Genomic DNA, 16,967 nt, shown 5'->3' on the forward strand with positions numbered 1-16,967 from the left:
GTCGTCATCGACTGCACCGAAATCGGCGCACCCCCACCGACCGGGACATTCCCCACCATGATCCGACGGCTCTGACGACGCGGAGCCAACAGCTCCAGCGGCACGGACGGCATTCCCAGCGAGATCGCGGTCATTGCTTGCGTAATCCCCAAGGTGCGGCGAGGGCCACCCGGGCGCTCCGGGCAAGCCGGGCGCGCTGCTTGTCGTCGGCGCACCCAGGCCAACGGTACCGGACCGAAGTGACCACTCCGGTTCAGCCCAGTTGGACCGGGTTGACCACGTCGGCGATCATCACCAGGACGGTGAAGCACAGGAAGAGTCCCGCCACCACGTAGGCGACCGGCATCAGCTTGGCCACGTCGAACGGGCCCGGGTCCGGGCGCTTGATCAGCGCGGCGGCGCGACGGCGCACCGCCTCCCAGAGCGCGCCGGCGATGTGCCCGCCGTCCAGCGGCAGCAGCGGCAGCATGTTGAGCAGGAAGAGGGAGAGGTTCAGGCCCGCGAGCAGCTGCAGCATGGTCGCGATCCGCGCGCTGGCGGGAGCGTGCATGGCCAGCACGTCGCCGCCGACCCGGGCCACGCCGATGACGCCGACCGGCGAGTCCAGCGTGCGCGGCTTGCCCTCGAAGGCCGCGCCCCAGAGCGAGGGGATCTTCGACGGCAGTGCCACGATCGAGGACACGCCCTGGCGCGCCATGCTGCCCATCTGGTCCAGGCTCTGGCCGACGCCGAGCTGGACGGTCGGGGTGATCGGCTCGATGCCGAGGAAGCCGGCCTTGACCGTTCCGTTGGTCGGGTTTCCGTTCGAGTCGATCGCCTGGAGCGTGTTGGTGGTCAGCTTGACCGTCTTGCTGAGCGACTGACCGTTTCGTTCGATCCCGAGCGTCACCTGGTCGTCCGGGTGCTGTCGGATCGCGTTCTGCAGCTGGTCGTAGTTGGTGACCGTGGCGCCGTCGAAGCTGGTGATCTTGTCGCCGGGCCGAAGGCCGGCCGCCGCGGCCGGGGTCTCCGGGTCCTTCGCCCCGCAGGTGCCCGTCTGCGCGGAGGTCGAGTTGGTGGCCGCCACGCACTTCTGGACCACCGCGATGGTCGGCTGGGCCTGCGGGATGCCGAAGCCCATCAGCACGACCAGGAAGAGCACGAAGGCCAGGATCAGGTTCATGAACGGACCGAAGAACATGATGATGACCCGCTGCCACGGCTTGCGCGTGTAGAAGAGGCGGGTGTCGTCGCCCGGAAGGATCTCCTCATAGGACTGCTCGCGGGCGTCCTCGATCATGCTGCGCCAGGGCGAGGTCGAGCGCGCGGTCACCTTGCCGTCCGCGCCGGGCGGGAACATGCCGATCATCCGGATGTACCCGCCGAGCGGGATCGCCTTGACGCCGTACTCGGTGTCGCCCTTGCGACGCGACCAGATCGTCGGCCCGAAGCCCACCATGTACTGCGGCACGCGCACCTTGAAGACCTTGGCCCAGGTGAGGTGGCCCAGCTCGTGCCAGGCGATGGAGAAGAGCAGGCCGAGCACGAAGACCACGATGCCCAGGATCGTCATCAGTGTCGTCATCGCCCAGTTGCTCCCTCTACTGCCTCTGTCATGCCGGTCGTCGTGCGTGCTGTCGTGCCCGTGTCGTCAACCTCAGGCGTGACCGCGCCGTCCGGTCGGGCCACGCCGTACATCATGCCGTCACCCGGCGGCGATCGCCTGCGCCCTGGCCCGGGCCCAGCTCTCCGCTGCGAGGACGTCCTCGACGGTCAACGAGGTTCCCTGCTGCGGAGTGCCGTGTTCGGCCACCACCTTCGCCACGGTATCCACGATGCCTGTGAATGCCAGCCTTCCCTGCAGGAACGCCTCGACGCACTCCTCGTTGGCGGCGTTGAAGACCGCCGGCGCGGTGCCGCCCAGTCGGCCCACCTCGCGGGCCAGGCCGACGGACGGGAAGGCCTCGGTGTCGAGCGGGAAGAACTCCCAGCTCGCGGCCTTGGTCCAGTCGCATCCCGGGGCGGCGTCCGGCACCCGCTCCGGCCAGCCGATGCCGAGCGAGATCGGCATCCGCATGTCGGGCGGGCTGGCCTGGGCCATCGTGGACCCGTCGGTGAACTCCACCATGGAGTGGACGATCGACTGCGGATGGACCACGACCTCGATCCGCTCGAACGGGATGTCGTAGAGCAGGTGCGCCTCGATGACCTCCAAGCCCTTGTTGACCAGGGTCGCCGAGTTGATCGTGACGACCGGTCCCATCGCCCAGGTCGGGTGGGCCAGCGCCTGCTCCTTGGTGACGCCGGCCAGCTTCTCCCGGCTCCAGCCGCGGAACGGACCGCCGCTGGCGGTGACCACCAGCTTGCGGACCTCGCGCCGGGAGCCCGCCGTCAGCGCCTGGAAGAGCGCGGCGTGCTCGGAGTCGACCGGCACGATCTGACCCGGCCTGGCGACCGCCTTGACCAGCGGCCCGCCGACGATCAGCGACTCCTTGTTGGCCAGCACCAGCACCCGTCCGGCCCGGAGCGCGGCCAGGGTGGGCGCCAGACCGATCGACCCGGTGATGCCGTTGAGCACCGAGTGGCACTCCATCCCGGCAAGCTCGGTCGCCGCGTCCGGCCCGGCCAGGATCTCCGGCAGCTTCGCCCCGGCGGGGGCCCCGGCCGCCAGCGCGGCGCGGAGCGGCTCGGCAGCCTCGGGGCGCGCCACGGCGACCACCGCGACGCCCAGCTTCAGCGCCTGCTCGGCCAGCAGCTCCACCCGACCGCCCGCCGCGGAGAGCCCGACCACCCGGAACCGGCCGGGGTTGCGCAGCACCACGTCGATGGCCTGCGTCCCGATGGAACCGGTGGATCCGAGGATCACCAGCTCCCGAGGGGCGTCGGGGTCGGCGACGGCGGGCTCGAAGCGCAGGTGCGGGTCGGCGAGAAGTGTCATACCGACATTGTGTCGTGCCGCGCGCGGCGCCACGGACGAGGCCCGGGCGGGTTGACCGGATCTTGGTGAACACACGGTCTTCGTGGATGACGAAGACCCGGCCGCCGGTGGAGCCGGGGCCGGGTCTGCGTCATCGCTCGGTCATCCCCCATGTCCGGAGGATCGGGGTCACTGCCCGGTCGGATGGGCCTTGAACCAGGCGACGAAGTCGGCCGTGGGGCTGCCCAGGCCGGTGGTGTCGTCGTAGCCCTGCCCCGCGGTCAGCGAGCTGTCCTTGGCCATCAGGTACAGGGCCGGGTTACCCGCCTGGTCCGCACCCTCGAACGCGGGGTGGTGACCGCCGAGGGCAGCGGGCGAGTCCGTCACGTCGTGGAAGGACGACGTGCCGTTGAGCTTGTAGAGGACCGGGTTGGCGAAGCCGAACGCGCTCCCGCTCTCCTGCATGGCCAGCGCCTCCATCGCGCTGAACATCGGGCAGGCGAGGCTGGTGCCGCCCATCGTCCCGTGCTGGTACTGGCCACCGGACATGGAGAACGTCTGGCCGCCGTCGGACGTGGGCGCGGCCACGGCGTTGCCCATGGTCTCGCCCAGCAGGATCCCGGTCCCCGGGTCGGCCAGCATGCCCACGTCGGGCACCTCACGCTGGGCCTTGCCCGAGACGTTCGACAGCGAGGTGGGCACGATGCCGGACTGGAACGGCGGCGCGGGGAAGACGGCGCTGTTGCCACCACCGCCACCGCCCTGGAAGGTGCCGGTCGAGCCGTAGGACGTCCCGCTGATGGGGTAGGACTCGTCGCCCCAGGACGTCTCCCACTTGTAGTTGCCGCCCGCGTCGGTGCCGAGGGCCGTGCCGCCGACCCCGGTCGCCCAGGGGTCGGACGCGGGGAAGCTCACCGCCGGCTGGGACGACGGCTGCTGCTGTGCCTGGGTGTAGTCGCCGCTGTCGCCGCTGGAGAAGTTGAAGTTGATCCCCTCGATCGCGCCCTGCTGGAAGATCTGCGCGGCGGCGTTGAAGTCGTTGGGGTCGGTGCCCGCTTCCTGACCACCCCAGGAGTTGCTGACGATGTCCGCGGTGTGGTTCGAGACGATCTTCTGGAAGGCACCGAAGAAGTACTGGTCGTCAGGCTGCTGGACACCGTAGTAGACGATCTTCGCGTCCGGTGCCATCGCGTGCACCGTCTCGATGTCGAGCGTCTCCTCTCCCCACCATCCGGAGGCGTCCGCGGCCTGCGCAGTCGACGGGTACTCGGACGGGATGTCCTGGGTGAACTGGCCCGGCGCAAGCGGCGGCAGGCCCATCTCCTTGGACCACTGGTCGACGTCCTGCACGATAGTCGGCGACGCGTACGCGTCCACCACCGCGATGGTGACGCCCTTTCCGGTCATCCCGCTGGCCGCCGCGCCATAGGCGGTGCGGAGCTGCTTCGCGGTGTACCCGCACAGCTGCTGCTGCACCGGGCTGCCGTCCGAAGCCGCGGGCAGGCCGGAGGCGCGCTGCCCCCAGAAGGTGCTGCAATCGGCGGAACCGGCGCTCACCTCCAGGTGCGGCGTCTGAATCGGGCTGGAGGTGGTCAGACCGGTGACGGCGGAGACGTAGTTGCCCACGTCGGAGGGGTACTGCGGCTGGGAGGTCGGCGCGATGTCGACGCGGCCCGCGTGCTTGAAGCGGTGGATCTGGACCTTGAGCGTCTGCTCGACCTCGCCGATCGTGGTGGAGACGGTGATCGACTGCGCGTCCTTGTTCAGGACCTTCATGCCGGCCTGCTGCACCCACTGCGTGACCGCCGCACCCGCGTTCGCGCCGTTGGCGAACTGGGTGTTGAACTGAGTCGGCGTCAGGAACTGGTGGTACTTGGGGTCACCGGGCGTACCGACGGACTGGGCGTAGGACCGCAGGTTTGCCGGCGACGCCTTGGCGAACCACACCTGGCCGGACACCACGGTCTTGGCGTTGGCGGCACCGATGTCGTTGGACGCGACGGCCCACGACGGCGGCGACCAGGAGTCGCCGCTCTGGAAGGCCATCGTGCCGTCCTGGCTGCCGGACTTCGAGTTGCCACCACCCCCGCCGCCCGACGACGCGATGACGATGCCGCCGACGGCCACCACCGCGAGGGCCACCACGGCACCGATGAGCATCCGCCCACGACGCTTTCCTGACGGGCGGTTCGACCCACCGGACCCACCTGCGCCGGACGGGCCGGACGGGCCGGACGGACCGAACGGGCCACCGGGACCACCCGGTCCACCGGGTCCGCCCGGACCGCCGCCGAAGGGCGGCTGCTGCGGCGGCTGGCCGCCGTACGGATTCTGGGGCGGCTGCTGGGGAGGCTGCTGACCGCCGTAGGGGTTCTGCGGCTGCTGCGGCTGACCGCCGTACGGATTCTGCGGCGGCTGCGGCTGGCCACCGTAGGGGTTCTGCGGCGGCTGGGGCGGCTGCTGACCCGGGAAGGGCTGCGGCTGCTGCGGCGGCCGACCGTACGGGTTCGGCGGCTGCTGCTGCGGCGGTTGCTGCGGATAGGGCTGGGGTGGGCCGCCGTACGGCGGCCTGGGCGGCTGCTGCGGGTTCTGCCCGTACGGTGGGTAGCTCACCTTGGGACCTGCTCCTCGTCATCGGTCACGCCGGGAGCGGCCACACAGCGGCCTCACAAGAATGCATCGCGGCGCGCGGTCCCCCGGCGACCTCATTCATCGCACGCCAGAGCGCATCGTAGTGGTGACCGCCTGTCAGCCGACCAGGGGGTGGCCCGGATTCACGTAACATGTTCACAAACGAGGGCACCACCCCCCGCGTTGCGGTCACCAACGGCCTTCCGGTCGATCGATCCAGCGACCGATCGACCGATCGACCAGAAGCGCTCAATCCCAGACGATCACTCGATCGTCCGGTGCACGTTCTCCCGCCGGGCCGGGCCCGGTGTGGCGTCAGCGATCCAAGGGCCCTCGCCGGAGGGGTCCAACACGCCCTCCTCCAGCCAGAGATAACGACCCGCCAGCACATTCCGACTGAGCGTTCGATCGTCCCGATCGGTGTTGGTCCACAGTCGATCGAAGAGTTCCTCGGTCCGGATCCGCGCCTGTGCGCAGAAGACATCCGCCAGTTCGTACGCGCCCCGGCCCGCCTCCGCGCCGTCGCGGGTGCGCAGCAGTTCGGCCCGGACGCAGACGGCGCTCATCGCGAACAGTTCCGCGCCGATGTCGACGATCCGCGCCAGGAAACCCTGTTTGGTCTCCATCCGGCCCTGCCAACGCGACATCGCGTAGAACGTCGATCGCGCCAACTTCCGTGCGCTGCGCTCGACATACCGCAGGTGCGGCGAGAGGTCCCGGCAGCCCGACGGGTGGAACTCGCGGTAGGAGGTCGGCACCTGGCCCGGTCCCGCGACCAGCTTGGGCAGCCAACCGGCGTAGAACGCACCGGCCTTGGCCGCCGCGCGACCCTTACGGCGCAGGTCCGCCTCCGGTTCGATCAGGTCGCCGGCGACCTTCAGGTGCGCGTCGACCGCCTCGCGGGCGATCAGCAGGTGCATGATCTCGGTCGAGCCCTCGAAGATCCGGTTGATCCGCATGTCCCGCAGCACCTGCTCGGTGGGGACCGCACGTTCGCCGCGCGCCGCCAGCGAGGCCGCCGTCTCGTAGCCGCGTCCGCCGCGGATCTGCACCAGTTCGTCGGCGATCAGCCAGCCCATCTCCGAGCCGTAGAGCTTGGCCAGCGCCGCCTCGATCCGGATGTCGTTGCGCTGCTCGTCGGCCATCTGGCCGGACAGTTCGAGTACCGCCTCCAGCGCGAAGGTGGTCGCGGCGATGAAGGAGATCTTGGACGCGACCGCCTCGTGCTCGGCGATCGGCCGACCCCACTGTTCGCGGGCGGCCGACCACTCACGGGCGATCTTCAGACACCACTTGCCCGCGCCGACGCACATCGCGGGCAGCGAGAGGCGGCCGGTGTTGAGGGTGGTCAGCGCGATCTTCAGACCCTCCCCCTCACGGCCGATCCGGTTCCCGGCCGGCACCAGGACACCGTCGAAGCGGGTCACCCCGTTCTCGATCCCGCGCAGCCCCATGAAGGCGTTGCGGTTCTCCACGGTGACACCGGCCGACTCGGTCTCCACGACGAAGGCGGTGATCCCGCCACGGTGCCCCTCGGACTTCGGCACCCGGGCCATCACCACCAGCAGGCTGGCGACGACGCCGTTGGTGGTCCAGAGCTTGACCCCGTCGAGCACGTAGCCGCTGCCGTCCTCGGTGGGCGTGGCCGTGGTCGCCAGACGGGCCGGGTCGCTGCCGACGTCCGGCTCGGTCAGCAGGAAGGCGGTGATGTCGGTGGTCGCGCAGCGCGGCAGGAAGGCCTGCTTCTGCTCGGGCGTACCGAAGATCTTGAGCGGCTGCGGTACGCCGATCGACTGGTGCGCGGAGACCAGCGCCGCGATCGCCGGGCTGACGCTGCCGAGCAGGGTGAGCGCCCGGTTGTAGTGCACCTGGGTGAGGCCGAGCCCGCCGTACTCGCGGTCGATCTTCATCCCGAAGACGCCCAGTTGCTGCAGGCCCTTGACCACCTCGTCGGGGATCTGCGCGTCCCGCTCGATCACCGCGCCGTCGATCTTCGTCGCACAGAAGTCGCGCAGACGGGCGAGGAACTCCCCGCCCTCCCGCTCCGCCGCCTCGTCCGGCAGCGGGTGCGGGTGGATCAGGTCCAGCCGGAAACGGCCCAGGAACAGTTCCTTGGCGAAGCTGGGCTTTCGCCAGTCCTGTTCCCGGGCCTCCTCCGCGACACGGCGGGCTTCACGCTCGGTGACCTTGGGGGCAGCATGGGGGACGGAGCCGGACACGGGGCATCACCTCGACGGTGGGATACCTGCCAGTATGACCCGACCGTACGCTGAGTGCCTCCATGGTCACCAGGGGTGAGACGGTGCTGTGCTCCGTCAGAGGGCCAGACCGGTGAGCACGAGGACGCGCTCGTAGGTGTAGTCGGTCATCGCGTAGGCGACACCCTCGCGGCCGATGCCGGAGTCCTTGACGCCGCCGTAGGGCATCTGGTCGGCGCGGTAGGACGGGGCGTCGCCGACGATCACGCCGCCGACCTCCAGCTCGCGGTGGGCCCGGAAGGCCACCTGCACGTCGTGCGTGAAGACACCCACCTGCAGACCGAACTTCGAGTCGTTGACCGCGGCGAAGGCCTCGTCGACGCCCTCGACCTTCTGCAGCGACAGGACCGGGCCGAAGACCTCCTCGGTCGCCAGCGTCACGCCGCCCGGCAGCTCGGCGACCACGGTCGGCGCGTAGCTGGCGCCGTCCCGCTTGCCACCGGCGAGCAGCTTGGCGCCCGCGTTGACGGCCTCGTCCACCCAGGACTCGACGCGCTTGGCGGCGTCCTCGCTGACCAGCGGGCCGACGTCGACGGCGTCGTCGGTCGGGTCACCGGTGACCTGCACGCCGACCTTGGCGACGACCTTCTCCACCAGACGGTCGTAGACCGACGCGTCGGCGATCACGCGCTGCACCGAGATGCAGGACTGGCCGCCCTGGTAGTTGGCGAAGGTCGCGATACGGGACGCGGCCCAGTCCAGGTCCGCCTCGGAGTTCCAGTCGCCGAGCACGACAGCGGCGGCGTTGCCGCCCAGCTCCAGGGTGACGTGCTTGCGCGGCACCGAGTCGAGGATCGCGTAGCCGACCTTGTCGGAGCCGGTGAAGGAGATGACGGGCAGACGCGGGTCCTGGACCAGCGCCGGCATCCGGTCGTTCGGCACGGTCAGCACAGACCAGGAACCGGCCGGCAGGTCGGTCTCGGCCAGGATCTCGCCGAGCACGAGCGCCGAGAGCGGAGTGGCCGGGGCCGGCTTGAGGATGATCGGGGCACCGACGGCGATGGCCGGGGCGACCTTGTGCGCGACCAGGTTCAGCGGGAAGTTGAACGGCGCGATGCCGAGCACGACGCCGCGGTTGAAGCGGCGCACGTAGCCGAGACGGCCGGTGCCGCCGGCGTCGGTGTCGAGCCGCTGACCCTCACCGCTGTTGAACCGGCGCGCCTCCTCGGCGGCCCAGCGGAAGACGGAGACGGCACGGCCGACCTCGCCACGGGCCCACTTGATCGGCTTGCCGTTCTCGGCGGTGATCAGCTGCGCGATCTCCTCGGTCCGCTCGGCGAGGCGCTTGGACACGTGGTCCAGCGCGGCGGCCCGTACGTACGCGGGGGTCGCGGCGAACTCGTCCTTGACGGCGTAGGCGGCGGCGACGGCCTCCTCGACCTGCGCGTCGCTCGCGATGCCCACCTTCGCCACGACCCTGCCGTCGTACGGGTGGTGCACATCAAGCGTCTCGGGGCCGGTCTCCTGCCGTCCCGCCAGCCAGAATGCGTAGGTGGTGGTCACCGCGGTCACCGGTCCTTCCGTCCATGGTCCTGAGGGATCTACGCCTTCAACGGTAGGGCGCGGAGGACGTGATGAAGCTTGTCCGGACTGTATGAGTTGCCACGGCCCTGTGCTCCGGAACGGCGAGGTAGTTGCGAGCCCTCTGATCGGAAGTTCTTCACTCACCGGAGGCGCGGAGCGCCAGCCAGAGCTCCATGCGGACGTCCGTGTCGTCCAGCGAGCGCCCCAGCAGTTCCTCCACCCGCCGCATGCGGTAGCGGAGCGTGTGCCGGTGGACGCCGAGATCCGCCGCCGCCGCGTCCCACTGGCCGTGGCGGGAGAGCCAGGCCCGCAGGCTGGCCTCCAGGTCACCGCGCGAGGTGCGGTCGTGCTCGCGCAGCGGCCGCAGCAGGCCGTCCGCGAAGGCCTGGACCGCCTCGTCTCCGAGCAGCGGTAGCAGCGACCCCGCACCGACCTCGGAGTGGTCGACGCTGCGCCTGCCGCTGCGCAGCGCGACGGCGAGCGCGCGCTCCGCCTCCGCCGCGGCGGGACCCGCGGACTCCAGCATCGTCGGAGAGGAGACACCGACGGTGACCGACTCCAGGTCGGCCGCCAGGTCCGTGCAGACCTGGTGCACCATCCCGCCGTCGACGGCGATCAACACCAACCGGTCGCCCTCGGGTGCCAGCAGCAGCGACTCTCCGGTCCGGGACGCGGCCTGCTCGGCGCGGTCGCCCAGCTCGGCCAGGCCGTCCCCCTCGGCGACCAGCACCCGCACGGGACCCTGCGGCAGACCGCCGAGCAGCGCGTCGGCGACCTCCTTGGCGATCACCGTCTCCCCGGCCAGGACCAGGCGCAGCAGCGCCGTCCGCATCCGGTCCTCGGCGCGGCGCAGGTCGCGCGAGCGCTCCAGGGTCAGCGTCAGCAGCGCGACGGCGGCGTTGACGACGTAGCGCTCGCCCGAGGTCAGCCGGTCCTCGGTGCCGACCGCGAGGAAGCCCCGGGCGCGGCGGTCCGCGCCGAGGGACTGGAGCACCACGTAGTCCTGGGTGTCCTGGGTGTCGCCCTGCAGCGATGCGCTCGCGGGCGCGGGGCGGCTGCGCAGCCGGTCCACCTCCGGGCGGAGGCGTCCGGCGCGGCGCGCGGCCCAGTCCGGAGCGGACACGACGACGGTGCCGGAGGCGTCGTAGAGGGCGGCCCAACCGCCGAGCCGGGAGGCAAGCCGACCGACGACCGCCGCCGTCCCGTCCTTGCCGAGCGCCGCCCGGGTGAGCTCCTCCTGCGCCTCGAAGCTGGTGGCCACCGCCCGGTACTGCTCCGCGGCCAGCGCCGCCGTCACCGCCTTGCTGATGGCGATGAACGGCGTCAGCTGCGGCACTTCGAGCAGGGGCAGCTCACGCTCGGTGGCGGCCTCGATCAGCGCGGCGGGGACCTCGGCATAGGTCAGGCCCACCCCGATGCCCAGTCCGGCCACTCCGGCGTCGGCCAGCCGGTGCACGTACTGGCGCAGCTTCTCCTTGCCCTTGCCGAGCTTGAGCCCGGTGGTGAGCAGCAGCTCCCCGCCCTCGAGGTACGGCACGGGGTCGTCCAGCTCGCTGGTGTGCACCCACCTAACCGGCCGCTCCAGCGCGGTGTCACCGGCCCGTACCAGCAGGCCGAGGCCGGGCATGGCCACGAGCGACTCGATGGTCACGCCGGTTGCCCGAACGTCGTCGTCGGGGCGAGGGGGCTTCTCTTGAGACATGACACCTTCGACCGGCAGAGTCGGCGCACCGCGTCGTTGCGGCGCTCCGGAGGAGCTGGTTGCGCGGAGCTGGTTGCGTACGGATGAGCGAGCTTGGACGACACGTCCAAGCCCTTTCGACTGATTCTGCCTGAGTGGAGAAGCTACTCGCGCGTCGGGAAACCTGACCCGGAAACCAGAGCCGGTCGAAGCCGGGTCAGGGAAGCTTGATCATCAGCGGCGGCACCTGCGTCCCGTCCACCGAAGTGAGCGAGACCACGGCGTGCCCGCGCGGCAGCACCTGGGCCAGGTCGGACGCGGACCAGCGGCGCCGCTCGACCTTACGGGTGGTGACGCTCTCCGTGTGCGCCCGCTCCCCCGCCAGCACGGTCCGCGCGCCGCGGAACAGCTTGCGGATCATGCCGCCGGACATGTCCGGCGCGCGGGTCACGTCCTTCTCGTCGACCCAGACGGTGCCCCACGACTCCGCGAAGAGCTTGCCGTCCCAGGGCGCGATGCCCGGGAAGGCCATCCTGCCGCCGACCGCCCCGAAGAGCGGGGCGCGCAGCTGTTCGGGCAGGTCGATCAGGGTGCGCAGCATCAGCAGCGCGCCCGCGTTCGCGCCGCGCAGGCGCTGGATCGTCCGGATCGCGTGCGAGTCCACCGCGGCCGAGGCGTCGTCCACAACCAGGCCGGCGAAGAGCGAGCGGTCCTGCCGGTTGGCCGCCGCGTGCAGGAACTGGCCCACCGCCAGACGCGCCAGGATCCGGGACGCCTCCGGGTGGCTGTGGTCCGGCAGCGCGACCCGCACCCGCAGGGGGTGGTCCAGGGCTCGCAGCGCGAAGAGCGGAAGCGGCTCCGGGTCGCCCTCCGAGGGGTTGAAGAAACCCGCGAAGACCGGTCGGTCCAACAGCGCCAGACGGTCCGCCAGCAGCGTGCCCGGGTCGTCGACGGTCCCGTGCATCCGCTCGCGCTGGGCGAGTTCGTGCTGGTAGGCGGGGAGCGCCCCGGACTCCTCGACCGCGTCGAGCAGCGCCGCCCACGCGGTCTGCTCACCGCGCAGCAGCAGCACCAGCTCCCGGACACCGGGCAGCCGCCCGTACGCGGTGTGGAACGGCCCGGCGATCTGCTGCAGCGCGAGGCGGGCGCCCTCGGCGCGCAGCGCCAGCTCGTCCGGCAGCAGCGCGTCCGCGAGCCGGGCCGCGGCCTCGTCCAACTGTCGTGCGCCGCCGAAGAGATCGAGCCCGTAACCGGAGTTCGGGTCACCGGGCGAGACGACCACGTCGTACCAGTCGTCCGGCCCCAGGTCGGCGTCGGTGGCCCCGACCGCGACGACGACCGCCGAGCCGGTCAGCGCCTGGAGGCAGAGCGCCTCGGCGACCGGCCGGGCCAGCCGGGTGGTCTTCCCGGTACCGGGCGGCCCGACGGCAAGGAGGGAGGTGCCGAGCAGCGGCGGGTCCAACGCGAGGTCCGCGCCCCGGTACTCGGTCGGGTTCTTCGGCACGCTTTCGACTGCGCCGAGCCGGACCTGACGCAGCAACAGGTCCTGCGCCGGACTCCTCCCGGCCAGGTCCCGCGCCCCCGACGGATGCGCGCAGGCCGCGGCCCCGTGGTCCCGCACCGCGCCGAGCAGCGCGCCGAGCCGGTCCGGATCGTGCCGGACGCAGGACAGCGCCTGCAGCAACCGCTGGTGGTCGACATCCCCGACGTGCCGCTGCGCGGTCTCGGCGTCCAGCAGCGCGAGCGTCCCGGGATGCGCGACATTCCGAAGCGGCTCCCACACGTCCGCCGGTTCCTGATCGGCGGCGCCGGTCGGCGGCGCGGACGCCCCCGCCGCACCACGCTGCGGCTGCGGCCGTGCCGGTGCCTTTGCCTGTGGCATCGGCTCACCGGCCGTGGAGAGCTGCCGCAGCAGCGGACGTCCGTACCGTCGCCACACCACCTTCCACCGGCCCATCCGGCCGAAAACCCAGACGAACAGCGCCAGCAGCGGTACATAGAGGAGATAGGAGAGCGTGATCGCCCACCAGTCCTTCTGCCCTGCCGCGCGGGTGAAGCCCGGGAGCAGTATGGAGACCAGCCAGACGAACGGGCCCTGGACCAGGTCGAACAGCACGTACGCGACGACCAGGTTGAGGCCTGCCCGCAGCAGCAGCTTCCCGCCGGGGACGGCCTCGTCGGCGAGCGCCTGCTCGTCCCGGTCGATGGGCGCGGGGCCGAGGCCGAAGACGCCGACAGGGCCCGGGTGCCGCGCCGTGGTCGCCCAGCCGACGAGGTCGAACCCCGCGCCGCCACCGGACTCGCCGTGCTGCGGAGGGATCCCCGTACCTGTGGGAACCCGGGGCGGGGCGCTGGGCATCGGCGGGATCACAGACGGATCGGGCGACCGGTCAGGCGACCGGTCAGGCGACGGTTCGGAGGGAAGGGCAGTGTGTCCGTCGAGTGACATCGCAGTCCCGCTCCCTTGCCCCGCACACAAAGCACCGCTGTCGAAGCTCCCAATCTAGTGGAGCGGAACCGGACCATGGGCGAAAGCACACGGTTCAAGATCAGTGTCCGACAAGGACAACTCCGGTTCCGGTTCACTCCCCTTCGGCGTATGCCGGAGTCGGGGTCCCGCCGTAGCCTGCTGAAAGGGACGATCCCCTTGAACGTCCAGGCGCCCGATCGACTTCGATCACCCGCCGACTCGATCACCCGCCGATCTCACGCATGGGAGACCACCTCATGAGCGCTGCCCAGCTTCCCGGCGGCCCCTCGCTTCCGCAGGAGCGCCGCCTCGTCACCGCGATCCCCGGTCCGAAGTCGCAGGAGCTGCACGCACGCAAGCTCAACGCGGTGGCCGCCGGTGTCGGCACCACCCTTCCCGTCTACATCACCCGCGCCGGTGGCGGCGTGGTCGAGGACGTGGACGGCAACTCCCTCATCGACTTCGGTTCCGGCATCGCCGTGACCAACGTGGGCAACGCCGCCGAGCTGGTCGTCGAGCGCGCTTCGCAGCAGCTGGCCGCCTTCACGCACACCTGTTTCATGGTCACCCCCTACGAGGGCTACGTCGCCGTCGCCGAGCAGCTCAACGAGCTGACCCCGGGTGACCACGACAAGCGCACCGCGCTGTTCAACTCCGGCGCCGAGGCCGTCGAGAACGCCGTCAAGATCGCGCGTGCCTACACCAAGCGCACCGCCGTCGTGGTCTTCGACCACGGCTACCACGGCCGCACCAACCTCACCATGGGCATGACCGCGAAGAACATGCCCTACAAGCAGGGCTTCGGTCCGTTCGCCCCCGACGTCCACCGCGTCCCGCTGGCGTACCCCTACCGCTGGCTGACCGGCCCGGACAACTGCGCCGCCGAGGCCGCCGCCCAGGCGATCGACATCATCAACAAGCAGATCGGCGCGGAGAACGTCGCCGCCATCGTGATCGAGCCCATCCAGGGCGAGGGCGGCTTCATCGAGCCGGCCAAGGGCTTCCTCCCGGCGATCGTCGAGTACGCCAAGGCCAACGGCATCGTCTTCGTCGCCGACGAGATCCAGACCGGCTTCTGCCGCACCGGCCAGTGGTTCGCCTGCAACGACGAGGGCATCGTCCCGGACCTGATCACCACCGCCAAGGGCATCGCCGGCGGTCTGCCGCTGGCCGCCGTGACCGGCCGCGCCGAGATCATGGACGCCGCCCACGCCGGTGGCCTCGGTGGCACCTACGGCGGCAACCCGGTCGCCTGCGCCGCCGCGCTGGGCTCGATCGAGACCATGAAGCAGCTGGACCTCAACGCCAAGGCCCAGGCCGTCGGCGAGACCATGCTGACCCGCCTGCGTGCGATGCAGGAGAAGTTCGACATCATCGGCGACGTGCGTGGCCGCGGCGCGATGATCGCTGTCGAGCTGGTCAAGCCGGGCAGCAAGGACCCGAACCCGGAGGCGACCGCCGCCCTGGCGAAGTTCTGCCACAACGAGGGTCTGCTGGTCCTGACCGCCGGCACCTACGGCAACGTGCTGCGCTTCCTGCCGCCGCTGGTCATGCCGCAGCACCTGCTGGTCGAGGGCCTGGACATCATCGAGAACGCGTTCGCCGCGCTCTGATCCGCGGTTCTCCTGGAGATCCGGGAAACCGGAGCTCCAGGGCTCCCCTCGTTCGACTCACCTGTGCCCCCATCGGATTCGTCCGCGATTCGTCCGCGGCTTCGTCCGATGGGGGCACAGTGCTGCTCCGAGTGGGCCAGGGGCGGCAGTTCCGGGTAGTGATGCGGGCCATGACGCTCCGTCGCATGATCGCCTTCCGGATCGGCTCACAGCTGACCACCCTGTTCTGCGCGTTCGCGCTCGCGCTGACCGCCGTGATGGCGGTCCCCGTCTCCGCCCGTGCCGACGACGGCTCCTCCCCGGTCGGCACCATCACCGAGCGGATGCGCGGTTTCCAGGCTGCGCAGGTGGCGCTGGCCGAATTCGGCGTCCCCTACTCGTGGGGCGGCGGCAGCCTGCTCGGACCCACCCTCGGCTTCTGCGACGGCACCAACGGCTACCTGAACGGGCGGTGCATGGCTGACCACACCGTCGGCTTCGACTGCAGCGGCCTGGTCCGGTACGCCTGGTTCGAGGCCAGCGGCGGCACGGTCGTCCTCCCCCACTACAGTGCCGCCCAGGCCCAGCTCGGCCGCGCCGTCCCCAATCGTTCCGATCTGCTCCCCGGTGACCTGCTCTTCTTCGCCGACCCCGGGGGCCCGATCCACCACGTCGGTCTTTACCTGGGTAATGGCGCGATGATCCACGCCGAGCACACCGGTACCAATGTCGCCGTGCTCCGCGATGTCTTCGACGACCCCACCTGGGGTCCTCGGCTGGTCGCGACCGTGCGCCCCGAACCCGCCGCTTCACAGCCTCCTGGCGTAGCGTGAAGAACGTGTGCGGACCTGATGGCGGGTGGGTGAGGCGGATCGATCGGCGTCCTGAGGTGACGTACTGTCATTGGCAGATGGAGAAGCACGACATCGCCGAGGACACCACATTGGACTCGTCGTTGAGTCCCTTCAGCCGATCGACAGAACGCCGAGCTCAAACCCCCCGGGCCAAGCGGAACGTCGATCACATCAGCCGCCCCGGAGCTCTCCCCCCTGCTCCGGGGCGGCTACGTGTTGCCCTGACGTCGGTGTGGTTCCCGATCGTGCTGGGTCTCATCCTCCTCGTGCTCACGGAGCAGGTCCTCACCAACGGCCCGCTGTTGGCGGTCGACCGCTGGACACGCTCGACGGTCCAGGGATGGGCGGCGTCACTCCGGCACTGGCCGTGGGTCGACGGCACCGCAGAACGTTGGACGGACATCGGCCTGCCGGAGATCTCGGGCACGGTGCTGACGCTCGTGACCGTGGTGGCGACCGCCTGGAAGCGTTCCTGGCGGCCGTTGGCGACGGGCGTTCTGGCGGCAGTCGTACTCTTCGGGACGGTGATCCCGGGCAAGATCCTCATCGCCCGCCCCGGTCCCGCCGGCGCGCCGGTCGCCTCCGGCGACTGGGGCTGGTTCCCGTCGGGCCACACGGCCACGGCCGCGATCTGCCTCGGCACAGCCGCCCTTCTCGCCGCCTGCGTCCTGCCGCGACTGCGGAGGTTGATCTATGTGGCGACGACGTTCGTCTGCGTGGGCGTCGGCTTCTGCCTGATCTGGCGTAACTACCACTGGCTCTGGGACGTGGTCGCCAGCGGCTGCATCACCGGCATCACGCTCTGGTGCCTCGACCGCTGGGTCGCGCACGAGCGCTGATCCGCGGGGCCACGGGAGAGGCGGGAGAGCGGAAGAGACGACGCGAACATGCTGCCGTCTCTGTGTCCCAACACCTTGTATCCCTGCCGTCCCCATACCCATAACGCAGTGAAGCCCCCTGACGTGAGGTCAGGGGGCTTCACTGGAAAGATTGTTCGGCGGCGTCCTACTCTCCCACAGGGTCCCCCCTGCAGTACCATCGGCGCTGTGAGGCTTAGCTTC

Annotated in this window: 10 protein-coding genes and 1 pseudogene; 3 read left to right on the top strand and 8 right to left on the bottom strand. The window is 70.6% G+C overall.

Going from position 1 to position 16,967, the window contains the following annotated elements:
* From ABH940_RS36295 to ABH940_RS36330, 8 genes and pseudogenes are all read right to left on the bottom strand, one after another.
* Positions 1–134, bottom strand: a pseudogene (locus tag ABH940_RS36295) (4-hydroxy-3-methylbut-2-en-1-yl diphosphate synthase); the annotation flags it as partial.
* A 119-nt stretch (positions 135–253) separates the two neighbouring features.
* Positions 254–1,564: an RIP metalloprotease gene (locus tag ABH940_RS36300; RefSeq protein ID WP_370072978.1), complete on the bottom strand. Its 1,311-nt coding sequence runs from the start codon at positions 1,562–1,564 to the stop codon at positions 254–256.
* Positions 1,565–1,684: 120 nt separating this feature from the next.
* Complete coding sequence (dxr, locus tag ABH940_RS36305; RefSeq protein WP_370072977.1) at positions 1,685–2,917, bottom strand: 1-deoxy-D-xylulose-5-phosphate reductoisomerase; 1,233 nt, start codon at positions 2,915–2,917, stop codon at positions 1,685–1,687.
* A gap of 168 nt (positions 2,918–3,085) precedes the next feature.
* A complete protein-coding gene (locus tag ABH940_RS36310) occupies positions 3,086–5,509 on the bottom strand; it encodes a protease pro-enzyme activation domain-containing protein (RefSeq protein WP_370107228.1) in 2,424 nt (807 codons plus the stop codon).
* 281 nt (positions 5,510–5,790) lie between these two features.
* Entirely contained in the window at positions 5,791–7,746 is a 1,956-nt protein-coding gene (locus ABH940_RS36315) for an acyl-CoA dehydrogenase family protein (protein WP_370072975.1), read from the bottom strand.
* A 96-nt stretch (positions 7,747–7,842) separates the two neighbouring features.
* Positions 7,843–9,288: an aldehyde dehydrogenase family protein gene (locus tag ABH940_RS36320; protein ID WP_370072979.1), complete on the bottom strand. Its 1,446-nt coding sequence runs from the start codon at positions 9,286–9,288 to the stop codon at positions 7,843–7,845.
* 157 nt (positions 9,289–9,445) lie between these two features.
* Positions 9,446–11,011 (bottom strand): PucR family transcriptional regulator, encoded by a 1,566-nt coding sequence (locus ABH940_RS36325; RefSeq protein ID WP_370072973.1) that lies wholly within the window; start codon positions 11,009–11,011, stop codon positions 9,446–9,448.
* A gap of 196 nt (positions 11,012–11,207) precedes the next feature.
* On the bottom strand, positions 11,208–13,349 hold the full coding sequence (locus tag ABH940_RS36330) for an ATP-binding protein (RefSeq protein ID WP_370107229.1): 2,142 nt from the start codon (positions 13,347–13,349) through the stop codon (positions 11,208–11,210).
* Between the two features lie 368 nt (positions 13,350–13,717).
* On the opposite strand from ABH940_RS36330, the gene gabT reads away from it, so the two are divergent.
* The 3 genes from gabT to ABH940_RS36345 all read left to right on the top strand — a co-directional run bounded on the left by gabT (position 13,718) and on the right by ABH940_RS36345 (position 16,745).
* Positions 13,718–15,073: a 4-aminobutyrate--2-oxoglutarate transaminase gene (gabT, locus tag ABH940_RS36335; RefSeq protein ID WP_370107230.1), complete on the top strand. Its 1,356-nt coding sequence runs from the start codon at positions 13,718–13,720 to the stop codon at positions 15,071–15,073.
* Between the two features lie 170 nt (positions 15,074–15,243).
* On the top strand, positions 15,244–15,885 hold the full coding sequence (locus tag ABH940_RS36340; protein WP_370072969.1) for a C40 family peptidase: 642 nt from the start codon (positions 15,244–15,246) through the stop codon (positions 15,883–15,885).
* Positions 15,886–16,172: 287 nt separating this feature from the next.
* On the top strand, positions 16,173–16,745 hold the full coding sequence (locus ABH940_RS36345) for a phosphatase PAP2 family protein (protein WP_370072968.1): 573 nt from the start codon (positions 16,173–16,175) through the stop codon (positions 16,743–16,745).
* Positions 16,746–16,967 lie beyond the last annotated feature (222 nt).

Origin of the sequence: Streptacidiphilus sp. BW17 (assembly GCF_041262485.1) — a bacterium.
Lineage (GTDB): Bacteria > Actinomycetota > Actinomycetes > Streptomycetales > Streptomycetaceae > Streptacidiphilus.

What these genes read in the sequence shown, in the direction of transcription:
- ABH940_RS36300 (WP_370072978.1), bottom strand. Translation starts at nt 1,564, where the DNA reads ATGACGACACTGATGACGATCCTGGGCATCGTGGTCTTCGTGCTCGGC.
- dxr (WP_370072977.1), bottom strand. Translation starts at nt 2,917, where the DNA reads ATGACACTTCTCGCCGACCCGCACCTGCGCTTCGAGCCCGCCGTCGCC.
- ABH940_RS36325 (WP_370072973.1), bottom strand. Translation starts at nt 11,011, where the DNA reads ATGTCTCAAGAGAAGCCCCCTCGCCCCGACGACGACGTTCGGGCAACC.
- ABH940_RS36330 (WP_370107229.1), bottom strand. Translation starts at nt 13,349, where the DNA reads ATGCCCAGCGCCCCGCCCCGGGTTCCCACAGGTACGGGGATCCCTCCG.
- gabT (WP_370107230.1), top strand. Translation starts at nt 13,718, where the DNA reads ATGAGCGCTGCCCAGCTTCCCGGCGGCCCCTCGCTTCCGCAGGAGCGC.
- ABH940_RS36340 (WP_370072969.1), top strand. Translation starts at nt 15,244, where the DNA reads ATGACGCTCCGTCGCATGATCGCCTTCCGGATCGGCTCACAGCTGACC.